This window comes from Pseudomonas sp. R3-18-08 (genome assembly GCF_003852065.1).
Lineage (GTDB): Bacteria > Pseudomonadota > Gammaproteobacteria > Pseudomonadales > Pseudomonadaceae > Aquipseudomonas.
This window is the reverse complement of the sequence record NZ_CP027729.1, coordinates 2,747,147-2,763,009: the sequence shown is the minus strand read 5'-3', so window position 1 is coordinate 2,763,009 and position 15,863 is coordinate 2,747,147. Positions and strand designations below refer to the sequence as shown.

At 61.2% G+C, this 15,863-nt stretch carries 15 protein-coding genes; 8 read left to right on the top strand and 7 right to left on the bottom strand.

Going from position 1 to position 15,863, the window contains the following annotated elements:
- Positions 1-139: 139 nt before the first annotated feature.
- On the bottom strand, positions 140-2,077 hold the full coding sequence (gene iolC / locus C4J92_RS12595) for a 5-dehydro-2-deoxygluconokinase (protein ID WP_124404068.1): 1,938 nt from the start codon (positions 2,075-2,077) through the stop codon (positions 140-142).
- A gap of 283 nt (positions 2,078-2,360) precedes the next feature.
- Between iolC and C4J92_RS12590 the strand changes: the two genes are divergently transcribed.
- Positions 2,361-3,269, top strand: a complete 909-nt coding sequence (locus C4J92_RS12590) for a MurR/RpiR family transcriptional regulator (protein WP_124362695.1) — start codon at positions 2,361-2,363, stop codon at positions 3,267-3,269.
- 225 nt (positions 3,270-3,494) lie between these two features.
- Here the strand turns inward: C4J92_RS12590 and C4J92_RS12585 are convergent, their stop codons facing one another.
- Complete coding sequence (locus C4J92_RS12585) at positions 3,495-4,400, bottom strand: hypothetical protein (protein WP_124362694.1); 906 nt, start codon at positions 4,398-4,400, stop codon at positions 3,495-3,497.
- Between the two features lie 329 nt (positions 4,401-4,729).
- Between C4J92_RS12585 and C4J92_RS12580 the strand changes: the two genes are divergently transcribed.
- Complete coding sequence (locus C4J92_RS12580; RefSeq protein ID WP_122539638.1) at positions 4,730-5,413, top strand: response regulator transcription factor; 684 nt, start codon at positions 4,730-4,732, stop codon at positions 5,411-5,413.
- Entirely contained in the window at positions 5,391-6,782 is a 1,392-nt protein-coding gene (locus C4J92_RS12575; protein WP_124366898.1) for a HAMP domain-containing sensor histidine kinase, read from the top strand. Before C4J92_RS12580 ends, C4J92_RS12575 begins: the two co-directional genes overlap by 23 nt.
- A 151-nt stretch (positions 6,783-6,933) precedes the next feature.
- Here C4J92_RS12575 and C4J92_RS12570 read toward each other — a convergent pair whose 3' ends face one another.
- Positions 6,934-8,535, bottom strand: coding sequence for a murein L,D-transpeptidase (locus C4J92_RS12570; RefSeq protein ID WP_124404067.1), 1,602 nt, complete (start codon positions 8,533-8,535; stop codon positions 6,934-6,936).
- Between the two features lie 40 nt (positions 8,536-8,575).
- Here C4J92_RS12570 and C4J92_RS12565 point away from each other — a divergent pair, with 40 nt between their 5' ends.
- Together C4J92_RS12565 and C4J92_RS12560 are read left to right on the top strand one after the other, a co-directional pair.
- Positions 8,576-9,304 carry a murein L,D-transpeptidase catalytic domain family protein gene (locus C4J92_RS12565; protein ID WP_124362691.1) on the top strand — a complete coding sequence of 243 codons (729 nt, stop codon included), beginning with the start codon at positions 8,576-8,578 and terminating at the stop codon, positions 9,302-9,304.
- Positions 9,305-9,334: 30 nt separating this feature from the next.
- Positions 9,335-10,081, top strand: a complete 747-nt coding sequence (locus tag C4J92_RS12560) for a creatininase family protein (RefSeq protein WP_124404066.1) — start codon at positions 9,335-9,337, stop codon at positions 10,079-10,081.
- A gap of 128 nt (positions 10,082-10,209) precedes the next feature.
- Here C4J92_RS12560 and C4J92_RS12555 read toward each other — a convergent pair whose 3' ends face one another.
- Positions 10,210-10,551 carry a hypothetical protein gene (locus C4J92_RS12555; RefSeq protein WP_124404065.1) on the bottom strand — a complete coding sequence of 114 codons (342 nt, stop codon included), beginning with the start codon at positions 10,549-10,551 and terminating at the stop codon, positions 10,210-10,212.
- Positions 10,552-10,595: 44 nt separating this feature from the next.
- Entirely contained in the window at positions 10,596-11,240 is a 645-nt protein-coding gene (locus C4J92_RS12550) for an ATPase (RefSeq protein WP_124404064.1), read from the bottom strand.
- 143 nt (positions 11,241-11,383) lie between these two features.
- Here C4J92_RS12550 and C4J92_RS12545 point away from each other — a divergent pair, with 143 nt between their 5' ends.
- Positions 11,384-11,656: a hypothetical protein gene (locus C4J92_RS12545; protein ID WP_124404063.1), complete on the top strand. Its 273-nt coding sequence runs from the start codon at positions 11,384-11,386 to the stop codon at positions 11,654-11,656.
- On the opposite strand, the gene yfcF is transcribed toward C4J92_RS12545, so the two are convergent.
- On the bottom strand, positions 11,631-12,263 hold the full coding sequence (gene yfcF, locus C4J92_RS12540) for a glutathione transferase (protein WP_124404062.1): 633 nt from the start codon (positions 12,261-12,263) through the stop codon (positions 11,631-11,633). The two genes, C4J92_RS12545 and yfcF, sit on opposite strands and share 26 nt — an antisense overlap.
- A 202-nt stretch (positions 12,264-12,465) precedes the next feature.
- On the opposite strand from yfcF, the gene C4J92_RS12535 reads away from it, so the two are divergent.
- A complete protein-coding gene (locus tag C4J92_RS12535) occupies positions 12,466-13,620 on the top strand; it encodes a DUF1624 domain-containing protein (RefSeq protein ID WP_124404061.1) in 1,155 nt (384 codons plus the stop codon).
- Between the two features lie 9 nt (positions 13,621-13,629).
- Here C4J92_RS12535 and C4J92_RS12530 read toward each other — a convergent pair whose 3' ends face one another.
- Entirely contained in the window at positions 13,630-14,259 is a 630-nt protein-coding gene (locus tag C4J92_RS12530; protein WP_124404060.1) for a DNA-3-methyladenine glycosylase I, read from the bottom strand.
- Positions 14,260-14,490: 231 nt separating this feature from the next.
- On the opposite strand from C4J92_RS12530, the gene C4J92_RS12525 reads away from it, so the two are divergent.
- Positions 14,491-15,801, top strand: a complete 1,311-nt coding sequence (locus tag C4J92_RS12525; RefSeq protein ID WP_124404059.1) for a C4-dicarboxylate transporter DctA — start codon at positions 14,491-14,493, stop codon at positions 15,799-15,801.
- Positions 15,802-15,863: the final 62 nt, after the last annotated feature.

Below are 15,863 nucleotides of genomic sequence, written 5' to 3'. Positions count from 1 at the left end.
TTGCATGAGATCTGCTCTATGTGGGAGGGGGCTTGCTCCCGATAGCGGAGTGTCAGGCAACACTTCTGTAACTGAACTATCGCTATCGGGAGCAAGCCCCCTCCCACATTGGAATTGCTTTGCACATTTAGACCTGTGATCAGGTTCGGGCACTGCGCCAGGCGTTGATGAGCTGTTCGAACGTGGCCTGGACTTGCTGAATCAGAACCTCATCATCAATCTCCCCCGCCATCCACGCGCGGCTCGGTTCCTGGAAGATCGTGCGGCCCACGGCAAATCCTCGGCAGGTCGTACTCTGGCTGGCTTGCCGGAAGCCGTCGGCGAGGCATTCGGCCGAGGCGTTCAGGCCCAACAGCACCACACCACGGCAGTACGGGTCACGTTCTTCGATCAGTTCGTCGAGTTTTTTCCAGTCCTCGGCCGATTGCGCCTCGATCTTCCACCACGCCGGGTAGATGCCCAGGTTGTACAGGCGCTTGAGGCTGCGGTAGAGCACGTCGGGATAGGTCGAGGGGTGATCCTTGGGCGGGATGACCTCCAGCAGCAGTTCATGCCCGCTGACGATCGACGCTTCGTACACTGCCTTGAGCTGCGCTTCCTGCTCCAGGCGCAGCAGCGGCGCGTCATCGGGATGAAATTGCACCAGGCACTTGATGATCTGTTCCTGGGGCCAGGCGATCAGGTTGCTGCCGATGGAGCGGCCATGTTCGAACGCCAAGGGCCGCGAGTTCTGCACTTCCACCGGGCGGGCGATCCACCAGCCCCGGCCGCTGGCCGCATTGAGCGCGTCCTGGCCGAAGCGCTGGTCGGCGAGCAGGCCGACGTCGGCTTCAATGCCTTGATCAGCCAGTTTTTTCTCGACGCGTTCGATGGCCTGAATAAACAGTTGCTTGGCATCACTGATGCGCGCCACGTCCTGGCCGCCGCGTTGAGCCAGGTCCACCAACTGCCAGCGGTGGTCGAAGGCGAACACGAACAGCTGCTTCCAGGTTTTGCGCGGCACGCTGACGCGGTGCAGGCGTTGCAGGGTCGCGTCCTGGTCAGGCCGGGTGATCGGCACCGGGCTGTTGAACAGGTATTCCAACTCGACAGGGGTGGGCATGGCCGGTGCGCAGGCGTGGCGCGACACCACCAGGCCGCCGCAGGCATTGGCCAACTGGCTGCAACGCTCATCGCTGGCATCATTGATCCAGCCGCTGAGGAAGCCCGACATGAACGCATCGCCCGCGCCGAGTACATTGAGCACTTCCACGCGCACGCCGGGGTAGATGGCGCCATCTTCGAGCCGCGCAGGAATCGCGCCGTGAATCACGGTGCAGCCCTGTGGGCCGAGCTTGACCACCAGGGTCGCGGGCGTCAGTTCACGCACTTTGCGCAGCGCGGTGAGCAAGTCTTCACTGCCGCCGGCGATCAGGAATTCTTCTTCGGTGCCGACGATCAGGTCAAAGCGCGGCAGGATCTTCTGTACATGCTCACTGACCTGCTGGTCAGCGACGAAACGGGTCTCGCCATCAGCCTTGCCGGCCAGGCCCCACAGCACCGGGCGGTAGTCGATGTCGAGCACGCGCTTGACGTTATGCCGGGCCGCGTAGTCCAGCGCCTGGATGCTGGCCTTGTAAACGCCATCGGTGGAGAAATGCGTGCCGGTGATCAACAGCGCCTTGCTGGAGGCAATGAAGGCTTCGCTGATGTCTTCGGCGCGCAGGGCCATGTCGGCGCAGTTTTCGCGGTAGAACACCAAGGGGAAGGTTTCACGGTCCTTGAGGCCAAGCAGCACCAGGGCGGTGAGGCGTTCCGGGTCGACCTTGACCGCGCTGACGTCGCAGCCTTCACGGGCCAGGGATTCCAGCAGGAAGCGGCCCATGTGGTCGTCGCCCACGCGGCTGAGCATGGCCGACTTGAGCCCCAGCCGTGCCGTGCCGAAGGCAATATTGGCGGAGGAACCGCCGAGGTATTTGGCGAAACTGGACACGTCCTCAAGCCGCGCCCCCACTTGCTGCGCATAGAGGTCGACGCCCAGGCGTCCGAGGCAAATCAGATCCAATTGACGCCCACTGGCAAAACGAGTCTGGCCCATGCTGGCTCCTGTTATTTTTATCAGCCTGCGTTGTGCCGCCGTGGCGACGGCAAACGCTCTTGGTGGAGCAGACTAGAACGTCCGGCGGCGGCAATCAATATTTATTCCATAATTATTTTTAGTGGAATATTTTTTCCAATAAGCCAGCATAATGCTGCGATAGCCGTCGTGCATCGTTTCAGCAGCCCAGGCGGGCCGTGATGCCGAGGTATTTTTTTGCGCCTACCCTGTAGACTTGCGCCACCCATCAGCGCACCAGACGAACACGCCAGAAGGATTGCCCATGTCCCGCACCGATCCCGAGACCCACCTGGAAGATACGATCGCCAGCCCTCCGATCAATGCCGAACGCCTGTTGCAGCTGATCACCGACGAATACGAAAGCCTGCCGCGCCAACTCAAGCGCATCGCCAGCTACATGAGCCAGCAGAGCGACCGGATCATGGTCGACCGCATCAGCGACATCGCCCGTGAATGCGAAGTGCATCCCTCGGCCATCGTGCGCTTTTCCCAGCGCTTCGGTTTCAGTGGGTTCAGTGAGATGCAGGCGCTGTTTCGCGAGGCGTACACCCACAAGACCACACCGGTGCAGAACTATCAGCAACGCATCCGCAGCATGATCGCCAACAAGTCGCAGAAGGCCAGCGGCGGCGACCTGGCGCGTGAATGCGTCAACGCAACGCTGTCGGGCATCGAACGCCTGGGGATGGAGCTCGACGACGTGGCCTTCGACAAGGCCGTGGACCTGGTGGTGAATGCCGACAATATCTACGTGGTCGGCGTGCGCCGCTCATTCGCGGTGGCCGATTACCTGGTGTACAACCTGCAGCACACCAACAAGCGTATCCACCTGATCTCGGGCCTGGGCGGCAGCTACCGCGAACAGATGCGCAGCGTGCGCGCCAATGACCTGGTGATCGCCATCAGCTTCACGCCCTATGGCAAAGAGACCCAGCACTGCCTGCGCATCGCCCAGCACCATCAGGCCAAGACCCTGATCATCACCGACAGCAACCTGTCGCCCCTGGCCAAGCGGGCCAACGCGGTGTTATTGGTCAATGAAGGCTCGTCGTTCGCCTTCCGCTCACTGAGCGCAACGTTGTGCCTGTGCCAGGCGCTGTTCATCGCGGTGGCGTATCGCTTGGAACTGAAGGTGGATGAGATTCACGAGCAGGTAGGGTTCGACGACTGAAGCGAGGCTCACCGCAAACCAAATGTGGGAGGGGGCTTGCTCCCGATGGCGGTGTGTCAGTCGCTTGCAGCATCGACTGTTCCACCGCCATCGGGAGCAAGCCCCCTCCGACATGGGACCGAGTAATGCTCGGGTTTAGTGCATGAAAATTGCGATCAGGATGATCAACGGAATTGGAATGCCGAGGAACCACAGCAGTAATGAGCGCATCATGTTCTCCTTGAATTAACGAACGTAGGTTTCGGTTTCGACGTACACCACAGCATCGCGGCGGCGACCGCCGAAGGTGGCGGCGAAGCTGGCGAAGAATGCGCCGATCAGCAGGGCGACGAAGGTCCACAGCGACGTGTAGGCAGCCACTTTGGCGGCCGTATCAGCGGCTTGCTTGGCTTTGACCTTGGCATCTTCGATGGCTTTGCGGGCATCGCCATACACCTTGTCGATACGCGCTTCGGCATCGGCCTGACTGAGGTTGGTGCGCTGGCTGATCAGCTGGGCCAGGTAGGTACGGTCTTCCGGTGCGAGTTGGCCATCATTGCTCAGGGTGCGAGCGAAGATGCGACCGACCACGGCATGGGCGGCGTCATCGCTGACAGCTGCCGGGCGATCATCGCGGAACAGGCTGTCGACGTAGTAGCCAAAATCACCGCTGTGCGCGCCTTTTGCTGCGTTGCCGGCGGCTTGAGTCATGCTGCTGGCGGCACCCGAGGCAACGCTGGCACCGGCTTTGACGCCGCCGCTGACCACACTGCTGACCGAACCGACCACCAGCATCGCGGTAATCAGCGTCGCCACTGCCCAGGCCAGGAACCCGTGGGCGGTGTCACGAAAGTACACTTCATCGCCATGCATGTTGGCCCACTTCACGCGCAACCGGCCGGCAATATAGCCGCCCAGGCCCGACGCGACGATTTGGGTGAAAGCCAGCCAGACAATCGTGGAAATGCCAAGCCCCTTGGCACTCATGCCGCTGTCGGCCCACGGCGATACCGCCGAAAAGCCCAGGCCGAAGCCCAGCAGCACCAGGATCAGGGACAGCGCAGCCGCCGCAGCGGCACCAGCGAAAATCGCCCCCCAGGAAACCCCGGAGAGCGCGCTCGACTCTTGCAGCGTGGATGAGGATGTGATCATTGTTGTTTTGCTCCAGGCATGAAAAATAGTGTTACAAGTCTCAAAAAGGACAGTGCAGGCAGCGTGCCAGTGCAAACAAAAAATAAAATCCTTATATTTCAGCAAGTTAACTAAATTGAACTTCCTAAAGTCATGCAAGTTGCAAGAATTGCCTATAGAGAGCGGGCGTTATGCATTCCCTGTGGGAGGGGGGCTTGCTCCCTCCCACACTGAATTGGGCAAGGCTTGGAAGTACCGATTTGCGTAGATGAAGTTTTATTTAGGAAACATTCAGCAACTTCTTGGCAAAATGTCCGCACTTCTAGTGTGAACGCTCACCAGGTAATCCTATGACCCGCATTTTGACCATCGAGGATGACGCCGTAACGGCCCGCGAGATCGTCGCCGAGCTGAGTAGCCATGGACTGGACGTAGACTGGGTGGACAATGGCCGCGAAGGCCTGGTCCGTGCCGTGAGTGGTGATTACGATCTGATCACCCTCGACCGCATGTTGCCCGAATTGGATGGCCTGGCCATCGTCACCACTCTGCGCACCATCGGGGTATCGACGCCGATCCTGATGATCAGCGCCCTCTCCGATGTCGACGAACGCGTGCGCGGCCTGCGCGCCGGCGGCGATGATTACCTGACCAAACCCTTCGCGTCCGATGAAATGGCCGCCCGCGTCGAGGTGCTGCTGCGGCGTAAAAGCACGGTCAAGGAATTCGAAACCGCACTGCGCGTGGCCGACCTCGAATTGAACCTGATCAGCCGCGAAGCCAGCCGCGCCGAGCAGCCGCTGAGCCTGCTGCCCACCGAGTACAAGTTGCTCGAATTTCTGATGCGCAACACCGGGCAGATCCTGTCGCGAATGATGATCTTCGAGGAAGTCTGGGGTTATCACTTCGACCCCGGCACCAACCTGATCGACGTGCACATCGGTCGCCTGCGCAAGAAAATCGACCCACCGGGCCTGCCGCCGCTGATCCGCACGGTACGAGGCTCGGGCTATGTCATTGCTGAACCCCTCTAAGGGCTGGCGCTCTTCCAGCAGCCGCTTGCTGGCGCTGTACAGTTCGCTGTTCGTGGCGTGGAGCTGCATCCTCATGGGGGTGCTGTATTACGAAGTGTCGGGGTATCTGAGCGACTTGTCGCGCCATTCGCTGATGCAGCGCCAGCATTTATTCCAGCATTTCGACGGGGAAGAACTGGTAGACGCGCTGACCACCAGCATGACCTTCGACATGAAGGGCGTGGATGCCTATGGCCTGTTCGACGAGCAGTTTCGTCCCTTGAGCGGGCCGATCCGCGCCGTACCGCCCGACCTGCCCCTGGATGGCAAGATTCACGCCCTGGCCAACTGCGTCGACTCCGATGACCCGAAACTGCCTAAGGACAGCTGCGACGCCGTGGCCACCCACACCGAAGACGGCCGTTGGCTGGTGCTGGTGCGCGCCAACGGTTCGTTGTTTGGGGTGACCCGGATCATCTGGCATGCCCTGCTGTGGGCCGTGTCATTGACCATCATCCCCGGCGCCGCCGGCTGGCACCTGCTGCGTCGGCGTCCGCTGCGCCGCATTCGCGGGATCCAGGCCAGCGCCGAAGCCATCGTCGCCGGCGACTTGACGCACCGCCTGCCCCTGTCCGACCGGCGCGACGAGCTGGACATGCTCGCGGCCATCGTCAACGCCATGCTCGACCGCATCGAAAAGCTGATGAACGAGGTCAAGGGCGTGTGCGACAACATCGCCCACGATTTGCGCACCCCGCTGACGCGCCTGCGCGCGCAGCTGTACCGCATCAAGCAGCAGGCGGAGGAAGACTCGGCCCATGCGGTGAAACTCGATGACGCGATTGCCGAAACCGACACGCTGATGGCACGTTTTCGCGGATTACTGCGCATTTCCGAACTGGAAGACCACCAGCGCCGTTCCGGCTTTTTGCTGATGGACCCACTGCCGCTGTTGCGCGAACTGCACGACTTCTACCTGCCCCTGGCAGAAGAAGGTGAGTTGGAACTGGTGCTGCAGACCCCGGACTCACTGCCCTGGATTACCGGCGACCGCGCCCTGTTGTTCGAGGCCCTGGCCAACCTGCTGAGCAATTCGATCAAATTCACCCCGCCCCAAGGCAAGGTGATCCTGCGCGCGGTCAATGACCTGGGCAGCACGCGGATTGACGTCCTCGACTCCGGGCCAGGCATTCCGGCCGCCGAACGCGCGTCGGTGTTCCAGCGCTTTTACCGGGTCGATGAAAGTGATCAGCAAGGCGGTTTTGGCCTGGGCTTGTCGATTGTCGCGGCGATCATCAACCTGCACGGCTTCAAGCTGGAGGTCGGCACCAGCGAACTGGGCGGCGCACGGCTTGTGCTGGAATGCCGTCAGCAACTGATGCCGGAATAATTAACTGAATGAACACAGATCCAAATGTGGGAGGGGGCTTGCTCCCGATGAGGGTGTGTCAGCTACAGATAAACTGACTGACATACCGCAATCGGGAGCAAGCCCCCTCCCACACAAGCCCTTTTCCATATTGCTACCAAGCCATTCAGTTCTACAGCACAACCCCCATCGCCTTGATCAACACCGGGTCGCGCGCGTAGATATCCGGCGCGTACACCAGGCTGCCCTGGCGATCCACTTCCACCGTCCAATAGCCCAGCAGCACCGGTACCGGCGTGGCCAGCCTGAATTCATGGGTCACGCCGGTGGCCAGTAACTCGTCGGTGCGCGTGCGTTCGGCCGGGCTGACCAGCAGGTCGCGCAATAACAACGGTTGCTCAACGCGCACGCACCCCGAACTGAACGCCCGTGGCCCCTTGGTAAACAGCGGCTGGCTCGGCGTGTCGTGCAGGTACACCGAATACGGGTTGGGAAAGCGCATCACGATCTTGCCCAACGGGTTACGCGGCCCCGCCTCCTGGCGCAGCAAAATATTGCCAGGGTGAGCCCAGTCGACCTGCTCGGGTGCCAGCGGGTGCCCTTCGGCGTCGAGCACTTGCAGGTTCTGCTGGCGCAGATATTCCGGGTTGAGGCGGATGGCCGGCAGCTTGTCCTCGCGCATGATGGTGGGTGGAATGGTCCATGTGGGGTTGAGGGTCAACCGCGTGATACGTGACTTGAGCAACGGTGTCTGGCGCTCGGCGCGGCCGACTTGCAGGCGGGTTTGCCACACTGGAATACCGCTCTGGTACACGCTCAGTTGCGCGGCCGCGACGTTGACCACCACGCCTTCGGGCTCCAGGTCCTGGGCCAGCCAGCGGAACCGCTCGAGGTTGATGCGTAACTGGTCGCGGCGCATCGCCGGGCTGATATTCAGTTCGGCCACGGTGCCGGCGCCGATCACCCCGTCGGACTGCAAGGAATGGCTGAGCTGGAAGGCCTTGACCGCAGCGACCAATTCGGCGCGGTACTGCTTGGCGCTGCCCTTGGGTTCCTGGGTCAGGTAACCGCCGCTGTAGAGCCGCCGGGCCAGTTCCGGCACCCGTGGGTCTTCCATGCCTGGGCGCAACAGCGGCCCGTCGCCGACCGCCTCCCAATGCGGCAACGGCTGCTGGCGCACGCTGGAATAAGCGTTACGCAGGCTGCGATACAAATCCGCGCTGGGCCGCGCCTGGTCGAACGCCTGGGCCATGTCCCGCAGGCCGGTGGCGGCGAAGGCAAGCAACGCGGTGTTTGGATCGACGGCCGGCGGCTGGGCGTGCCACAGCGGTTCGAAGCGCGACTGCTGCAGGCGCCCGTAATGCAAGTCCTGCAGGGCTTGCAGGTACTGCTGACTGACCGCGATATCGCTGCACAGCACGTTGGCCGTGGCATCTGCGGTAGGCAAGCTATAGTGGGTGGGGTCCAGGCCGTCGTCGGCCAGCATCAACAACTGGCTGTGCAAGGCTTGCCGGCGCGCATCATCCGACCACAGCGGCGTGTCGCCCTGCTGCTGGTAAAAGGCTTGCAGACGCAATTGCGCGGTGGCATCGATACGCGGCGCGAGCTGCGGGCAGACACTGGGCAACTGCGCCAGCGCCTGTTGCAGCGGCGCCAGGTCAACCGGCGCAGGCGTCGTGACCGGCAGCGGTTCCAGCGGCAGCGTTTCGGCTGTGGCGACCAGTGGTGTAACGAGCAGGCAAATGCTCAAGTAACATGCGTGTTTTTTGAACAATTGACTTAGCTCCACTCCACAGCGGGGAAATCGACTGTAGATGCTGACTTTTATCCGCCGGCTCGGCATCACCAAACTGGGCTTGATCACCGGGAGCCTGGCGTTACTGAGCAATGTTGCGCTCGCCGCCAATGGCCCCCCTCCTTCTTTGTATAGCAGCCTGGCGCGCTCGGCTCCAGAACTCAATCCCATCGTGCTGAAAAGCGCGCTGAACGCGGTGCAGTGCGCGGTCAGTAATGGCGAGGAACGTTCCGATCGCCTGGCGGTGATTGACTACTCCCAGCCCTCGACCGCCCGTCGGCTGTGGATCTTCGACCTGCGCAAAAAAACCTTGGTCCTGCGCGACCTGGTGGCCCACGGTGCCAAGTCCGGTGAAAACTTCGCCACCGCGTTTTCCAATCTCGAAGGCAGCCACCAGTCCAGCCTGGGCCTGTTCCGCACCCAGGAAAGTTACCTCGGCACCCACGGCTACTCGCTGCGCATGGACGGCCTGGAGCCCGGTTTCAATGACCTGGCCCGCGACCGCGCTATCGTGATTCATGCCGCCGACTACGTCAGTCCGTTGTGGAGCAAGCGCGAAGGCCGTATCGGCCGCAGCCAGGGCTGCCCGGCGGTGCGCCCGCAAGTCGCGCGCCAAGTGGTGGACAAGCTCAAGGACGGGCAGTTCATGTTCTCCTGGTACCCCGACCAGCGCTGGTTGAAGTCTTCGACCTATCTCAATTGCAAACCCCAACAGGTGGCGAGTAGTCGTACAATCCGTGGCGGATAGCCTGTCCCCACAGATAAAAGAGAGCGTCGCATGCTTCTACATAAATCCACCTGGATCGAGATCGGACAGTTTCTGGAGCGCAGCCGCACGGTGGTGATCCCCATCGGCTCCAACGAACAACACGGCCCCACCGGCCTGCTGGGTACCGACTGGATGTGCCCGGAGATCATCGCCGTCGAGGCGCAGAAGAATGCCGACATCCTGGTCGGCCCCACCTTCAATATCGGCATGGCCCAGCACCACCTGGGCTTTCCCGGCACCATCTCGCTGCGCCCTTCCACCTTTATCGCCGCAATCGGCGACTGGGTGCGCTCGCTGGCCGGGCATGGCTTCGACAAGATCCTGTTCCTGAACGGCCACGGCGGCAATATTGCCACCATCGAAGCGGCGTTTTCCGAGCTCTATGCCGAAGCCAGCTATGCCCGCCGCCCGGCCGGCTTCGCGCTGAAGCTGGTCAACTGGTGGGATTTGGAGGGCGTCACCGACCTGGCGCAGCGCCAGTTCCCGGTGGGCCATGGCAGCCACGCGACGCCGTCGGAGATTGCCGTGACGCAATGGGCCTACCCGGACTCGATCAAGTCAGCCGATTACTCGCCGAAAATCGCCAACACCGGCCCGATCCGCGAAGCACTGGACTTCCGCGCACGCTTCCCCGACGGGCGCATGGGCTCGGACCCGGCATTGGCGACGGTGGAGAAAGGCGGTGAATTAGTGGCATTGGCGGCGCAAGGGTTGGTCAAAACGGTGAACAACTTCAGCAACGAAGCAAAACCCTAGCTAAGTACACAGTAAATGTGGGAGGGGGCTTGCTCCCGATAGCAGTGTGTCAGTCAGCTTATGTATAGCTGATACACCGCCATCGGGAGCAAGCCCCCTCCCACATTTTGTTTGTGCAGTGGCTGAGATTACTGGCAATCCTGCGCCGCCTGCTCGAGCCGCGACGGCTTGAGTGCCGAAGCCAGGGGCTTGCGCTCATACAGGAACACCTTAGTGCCATCCTGGGATTTGTAGGCTTCCAGCACATCATCGGCCGCGACCTTGCTGGTCAACAGCACCTTGGCGTGGCGTGAGTTCTGGGTCACGGTCGAGGTGATGCCGTGCTTTTCAAGCTTGGGCAATACGCATTGCACATAGCCTTCGGGGGTCTTGGTGGTTTGCAGGGTCAGCGAGGGAGCATTGGGCGCCGTGATACAACCGGTCAGCAGCAGCGAAGCAAAGGCCAGGGCCGGGGCGAAAAAAGAGCGCATAAACATTCCTGAAAATAACAGATAGGTTTGCATCGGCCCGCGTATCAACCGGCGCGGACCAAGGCTTTTAGCGACGCATCGAACTGCTTCAAGGCATCTTGTTGTACATCTCGCTGCTGCTCGATCTGCGCGGCAATCTCGAGTGCTGACTTGTCATGCACCCACACCGACGGCACCTGCTTATCCACCGAGCCTTCGGCCTTGGCGATGTATTGCAGGTCGGCGTCATAGAACCGCGCGGTAAAGCGCGCCTCGACCACGTCATTACGCGGGGTCAGCAGCTGGTTATGGGTATCGAGCACCACCACCACGTCCGGATGCGCCTGCACCAAGTCATCCAGGCTGGCATAGACCGTGACCGAGACAAATGTGCCTTGCAGCGAATGCATCAGCCAGTCGATGGCCAGTTCCGGATCGGAGCTGTTGACGAACGCCTCGCGAATGCGTGCATCCAGGGCATCCTTGGCGCCATTGAGCGCCATGGCGTGGTAGCGCTCGAGGTAGCTGAGGTTGTCGCGCGTGTTTTCGCTGTACAACACCCCCACCGACTGCGCGCGCTGCAGGGAGTCTACGCTAGCAACGAGTGGCAGCAAATGGCCTGTACGCAGCTCATCGGCAATCGCCGGGTTGGCCAGCACCACAGTGCCGAGCATCAGAGTCATCAAAGCCAGCTGGATTATTGTCCTCATCGCGCAGTTCCTTGAGCAGCGTTTCGATGAGCGGATTCTGCGCCTTTGCCATAAAAACAGAACTTGTGATCCTTGATGGTGACTATCATTTGAACCGATAGTGTCAGGCAGCCCAGCCCCATAAAACCTATAAGGACGACGCCATGAAGCCTCACCAGAAAACCTTCGACCGCATCCGCGAAGCCGTATTGCCGGAGTTTCGCGAGCGGGTCGCCGATTACCTGGTCGAATATGAAAATGTGCTGCTGAACGAGGCCAGTGGCGCCGACGAGCAAGCCTCCAGTGCCCAGCAACTGCGTGGCTACCTGCGCGGCTTGAATACCACGCGCGTGCTGGGCATGGCCGACTGGGAAGACCTGGACCGGCGCGTCGCGCAAATCAACAAGAGCGCTACACCCCAAGGCGTGGCTGGTTGACCCACGCCTGCACCGATGGCCTTTGCCACTGACGCCGCGCGTACGCCACCAGCTCGGCAGGCACTGCGTCGCCGTTGAGGATCAGGCGATTGAGCATCAGCGCCAGGTCCACGTCGACGATCGACCAGCTGCCGAACAGGTAATCCGGGTTACCCGCCAGCAACCCCTGCGCCACGCTGATCAACTTGTCTGCCGCCGCGCCGGCCAGTGGCGACAAGGGCGGCATCTTCTGCCCGCAGAACACCACCAGCGTCGAACGCTCCTGGCGGATCGGCAGCAAGTCACTGCGCAGCCACGCTTGCACCTGCCGCGCCCTCGCCCGCTGCTGCAGGTCGACGGGGTAAACGCTCGTCTCGGGGTAGGCTTCGTCCAGGTATTCAGTGATTGCCGAGGATTCCGACAGGGAGAACTCGCCGTCCTCCAGCGTCGGCACCCGCTGGGTCAGCGACAAACGCGCGTATTGCGCAGCCTGATGCTGGCCGGCGCCCAAGTCCATCGGCAGGGTTTCAAATGCCAAGCCTTTTTCCTGCAGCGCGACGAACACCGACAGGGCATAAGGGCTGGTAAACAGCGAATCAACGTAGAGGCGCAGCGGACGGTGGCTCATGGACGATCTCCTTGAAATGAGGCCTAACGCTACGAGATCCGGGACGATAAAGACAATGCGCGGTTTTTATGGGGGCATTCCTGGTGGGAATAGTGCAAAAGCTGATTAAGCGCGCCGGAGCGTGCCCCTGCGCAGCACGGCAAGGTGCTGCTTAATGTTATAGAATAACGCCTCTTTTCCGCCCAGCCTTGTGAACCGCCCCATGACTGATGCCGTTGCGCTACGCCCACGCTTGCTTTCCATTGACGCCCTGCGCGGCCTGGTGATCCTGTTCATGTTGCTCGACCATGTGCGCGAAACCTTCCTGCTGCATCGCCAGGTGGGCGACCCGATGAGCATCGACACGACCGAGCCGGCGCTGTTTTTCAGCCGTACCCTCGCCCATTTGTGCGCGCCGGTGTTTGTGCTGCTCACCGGTTTGTCGGCCTGGCTGTATGGGCAGAAATACCAGGGCCGGCGCGCGGTGTCGGCATTTTTGTTCAAGCGGGGTCTGTTTCTGGTGGTGTTGGAGTTCACGCTGGTCAACTTCGCCTGGACCTTCCAGTTGCCGCCCAGTGTGATTTACCTGCAGGTGATCTGGGCGATTGGCGTGAGCATGCTCGCCCTCGCCGCGCTGGTGTGGTTACCGCGCCCGTTGCTGATCACCCTGGCGCTGGCGATCATCGCCGGGCATAACCTGCTCGACGGCGTGCATTTCGCGCCCGGATCGGCCCTGCAGGTTGCCTGGTCGATCCTGCATGAGCGCAGCTGGATCGAGGTGTCCGATACCCTGCGCCTGCGCGTGACGTACCCGGTGCTGCCGTGGATCGGCGTGATCGCCCTGGGCTACGGCCTCGGCCCATGGTTTGCAAATGCCGCCCTGCCCGCCATACGCCAGCGTTATTTGCTGCTGGCGGGTGCCGGTGCGTTGCTGGGTTTTGTGCTGCTGCGGGCGGCCAACGGCTATGGCGAAAAACCCTGGCAGGCCTATGACAGCGGCGTGCAGACAGTGATGAGCTTCTTGAACATCACCAAATACCCGCCTTCGCTGTTGTTCCTGGCGCTGACGCTGGGCGTCGGCCTGCTATTGCTGCTGGCGTTCGAACGGCCCGGGCAGAAACGCTGGATCAGCATCCTTGCGGTATTTGGCGCGGCGCCGATGTTCTTTTATCTGTTGCACCTGTATGTGCTCAAACTGTTGTATGTCGCTGCTGTCGCGGTGTTTGGGCTTAACCACGGCAATTACTTCGGTTTCGACAGCATGGGCGCCGTGTGGTTGGCGGCGTTGGCGCTGCCCCTGGCGTTGTATCGGCCGGTGCGCTGGTTTGCCGGGCTTAAGGCGCGGCGCAGGGATATCACTTGGCTCAAATATCTTTGAGGCAATGACTCAGGGTCGTTCGAATTGGCGGCGTAGCACTTCGATTTGCTCACGGCGAACGCAACCCTGCAGATGATCATTGACCATCCCCATCGCCTGCATCAACGCATACATCGTGGTCGGGCCGACAAAGGTCCAGCCACGTTTCTTCAGCGCCTTGGACAGTCGCACCGAAGCCGGTGACGTCGGGTTGGCCGTCCAGTACGCCATGTCCACCAGCGCCGGGCGCTCCTCGGGGCCGGGCTCGAAAGACCATACCCAGCGCGCCAGGGAACCGGTCTCGCTGACCAGCTCACAGGCGCGGCGCGCATTGTTGATCGTGGACAGGATCTTCGCCCGGTTACGCACGATACCGGGGTCGTTCATCAAGCGTTCGATCTGCGCCTCGCCGTACTGCGCCACCTTGTGAAAATCAAAGCCGTCGAATGCCTGCCGAAACTGCTCGCGTTTGCGCAAGATGGTGATCCAGGCCATACCCGCCTGAAAACCTTCCAGGCAAATCTTCTCGTACAACTGGATGTCATCCGCCACCGGCACGCCCCACTCGTGGTCGTGGTACTGCGGGTATTGCGGCGCGGCGTTGCGCCAAGCGCAGTGGGTGCGCCCGGTTTCGTCCGTTGTCAGCCCTGATGGGTCCATTTATCACCTCGCATGCCGAGCGCGGATGATACGCAAAAAAATTTGCGCCCCGTCAACCGCTCAAGCATCGCGGTTGCAGGCGCACTGGTCAGACCGGCATCCGTCGACCGCGGAATATTTGCTTGTGGTTTGAAAAAAACCGAGCGTAGACTGGCCGCGCACTGGACTTACCGGTAAGACCACAACAATTAAGCCCTGGATCCACCAGGGCACCGAATAGAGATCCTTCCCATGCTCAGATGGTGCTCGCGTTCGATTTTCCTGCAAGTCGTGATTGGCCTGATGCTCGGCGTCATTTGCGGCCTGGCCCTTCCCGAATTCTCCTCGCAACTCAAACCCCTGGGTGATGGCTTTATCAAGCTGATCAAAATGCTGATCGGCCTGATCGTGTTCTGCGTAGTGGTCAGCGGCATTTCCGGCGCCGGCGACTTGAAGAAAGTCGGGCGCATCGGCTTGAAGTCAGTGATCTACTTTGAAGTGCTGACCACCGTCGCCCTGGTGCTTGGCCTGATCATGGCCTTCAGCACCGGCATCGGCAGCGGCGCGAATATTCATCTGGAGCAACTGTCCTCCGCCGGCCTGAATGAACTGGCCGACAAGGGCCAGCACATTCGCGGCACCAGCCAGTTCCTGATGGACCTGATTCCCAACTCAGTGATCGGTGCCTTTGCCGAGAATAACGTGCTGCAGGTGCTGTTGTTCTCCGTGTTGTTCGGCAGCGCGCTGAACCTGGTAGGTGAAGCGGCTTCCGGGATCTCGCGGCTGATCAATGAATTGAGCCATGTGATCTTTCGCATCATGGGCATGATCGTGCGCCTGGCGCCGATTGGCGTGTTCGGCGCAATCGCGTTCACCACCAGCACCTACGGCCTGGACTCCCTGCAACACCTGGGCAGCCTGGTGGGCCTGTTCTACCTGACCTGCTTTGCCTTCGTCGGGCTGATCCTGGGCCTGGTGATGCGCCTTTCCGGACTGCGCATGTTGCCGCTGCTCAAGTACCTGCGCGAAGAACTGCTGATCGTGATGGGCACGGCTTCTTCCGACGCGGTGCTGCCGCAGATCATGCGCAAGCTGGAGCATCTGGGTATCGGCAGCTCCACCGTTGGCCTGGTGATTCCTACCGGTTACTCGTTCAACCTGGATGGCTTTTCGATCTACCTGACCCTGGCCATCGTGTTTATCGCCAACGCCACCGGCACCCCGCTGTCGATGACCGACCTGCTGACCATCCTGCTGGTATCGTTGATCACGTCCAAAGGTGCCCACGGTATTCCGGGCTCGGCGCTGGTGATTCTGGCGGCAACGCTTACGGCGATCCCGGCGATTCCGGTGGTCGGCCTGGTGCTGGTCCTGGCGGTGGACTGGTTCATGGGCATTGGCCGCGCCTTGACTAACCTGATCGGCAACTGCGTCGCTACCGTGGCGATTGCGCGCTGGGAAAAAGACATTGATATCCAGCGTGCCAACAAGGTGCTCGACGGCCAGCAAGGATATGCCTTCCAGGCCAAGAAGCCGGTGGTGCCGGCGCGTCAGGAGTTCTAACTGATCTCATGTACCACACCTATCAACTGTGGGAGGGGGCTTGCCCCCGATAGCGGTAGTTC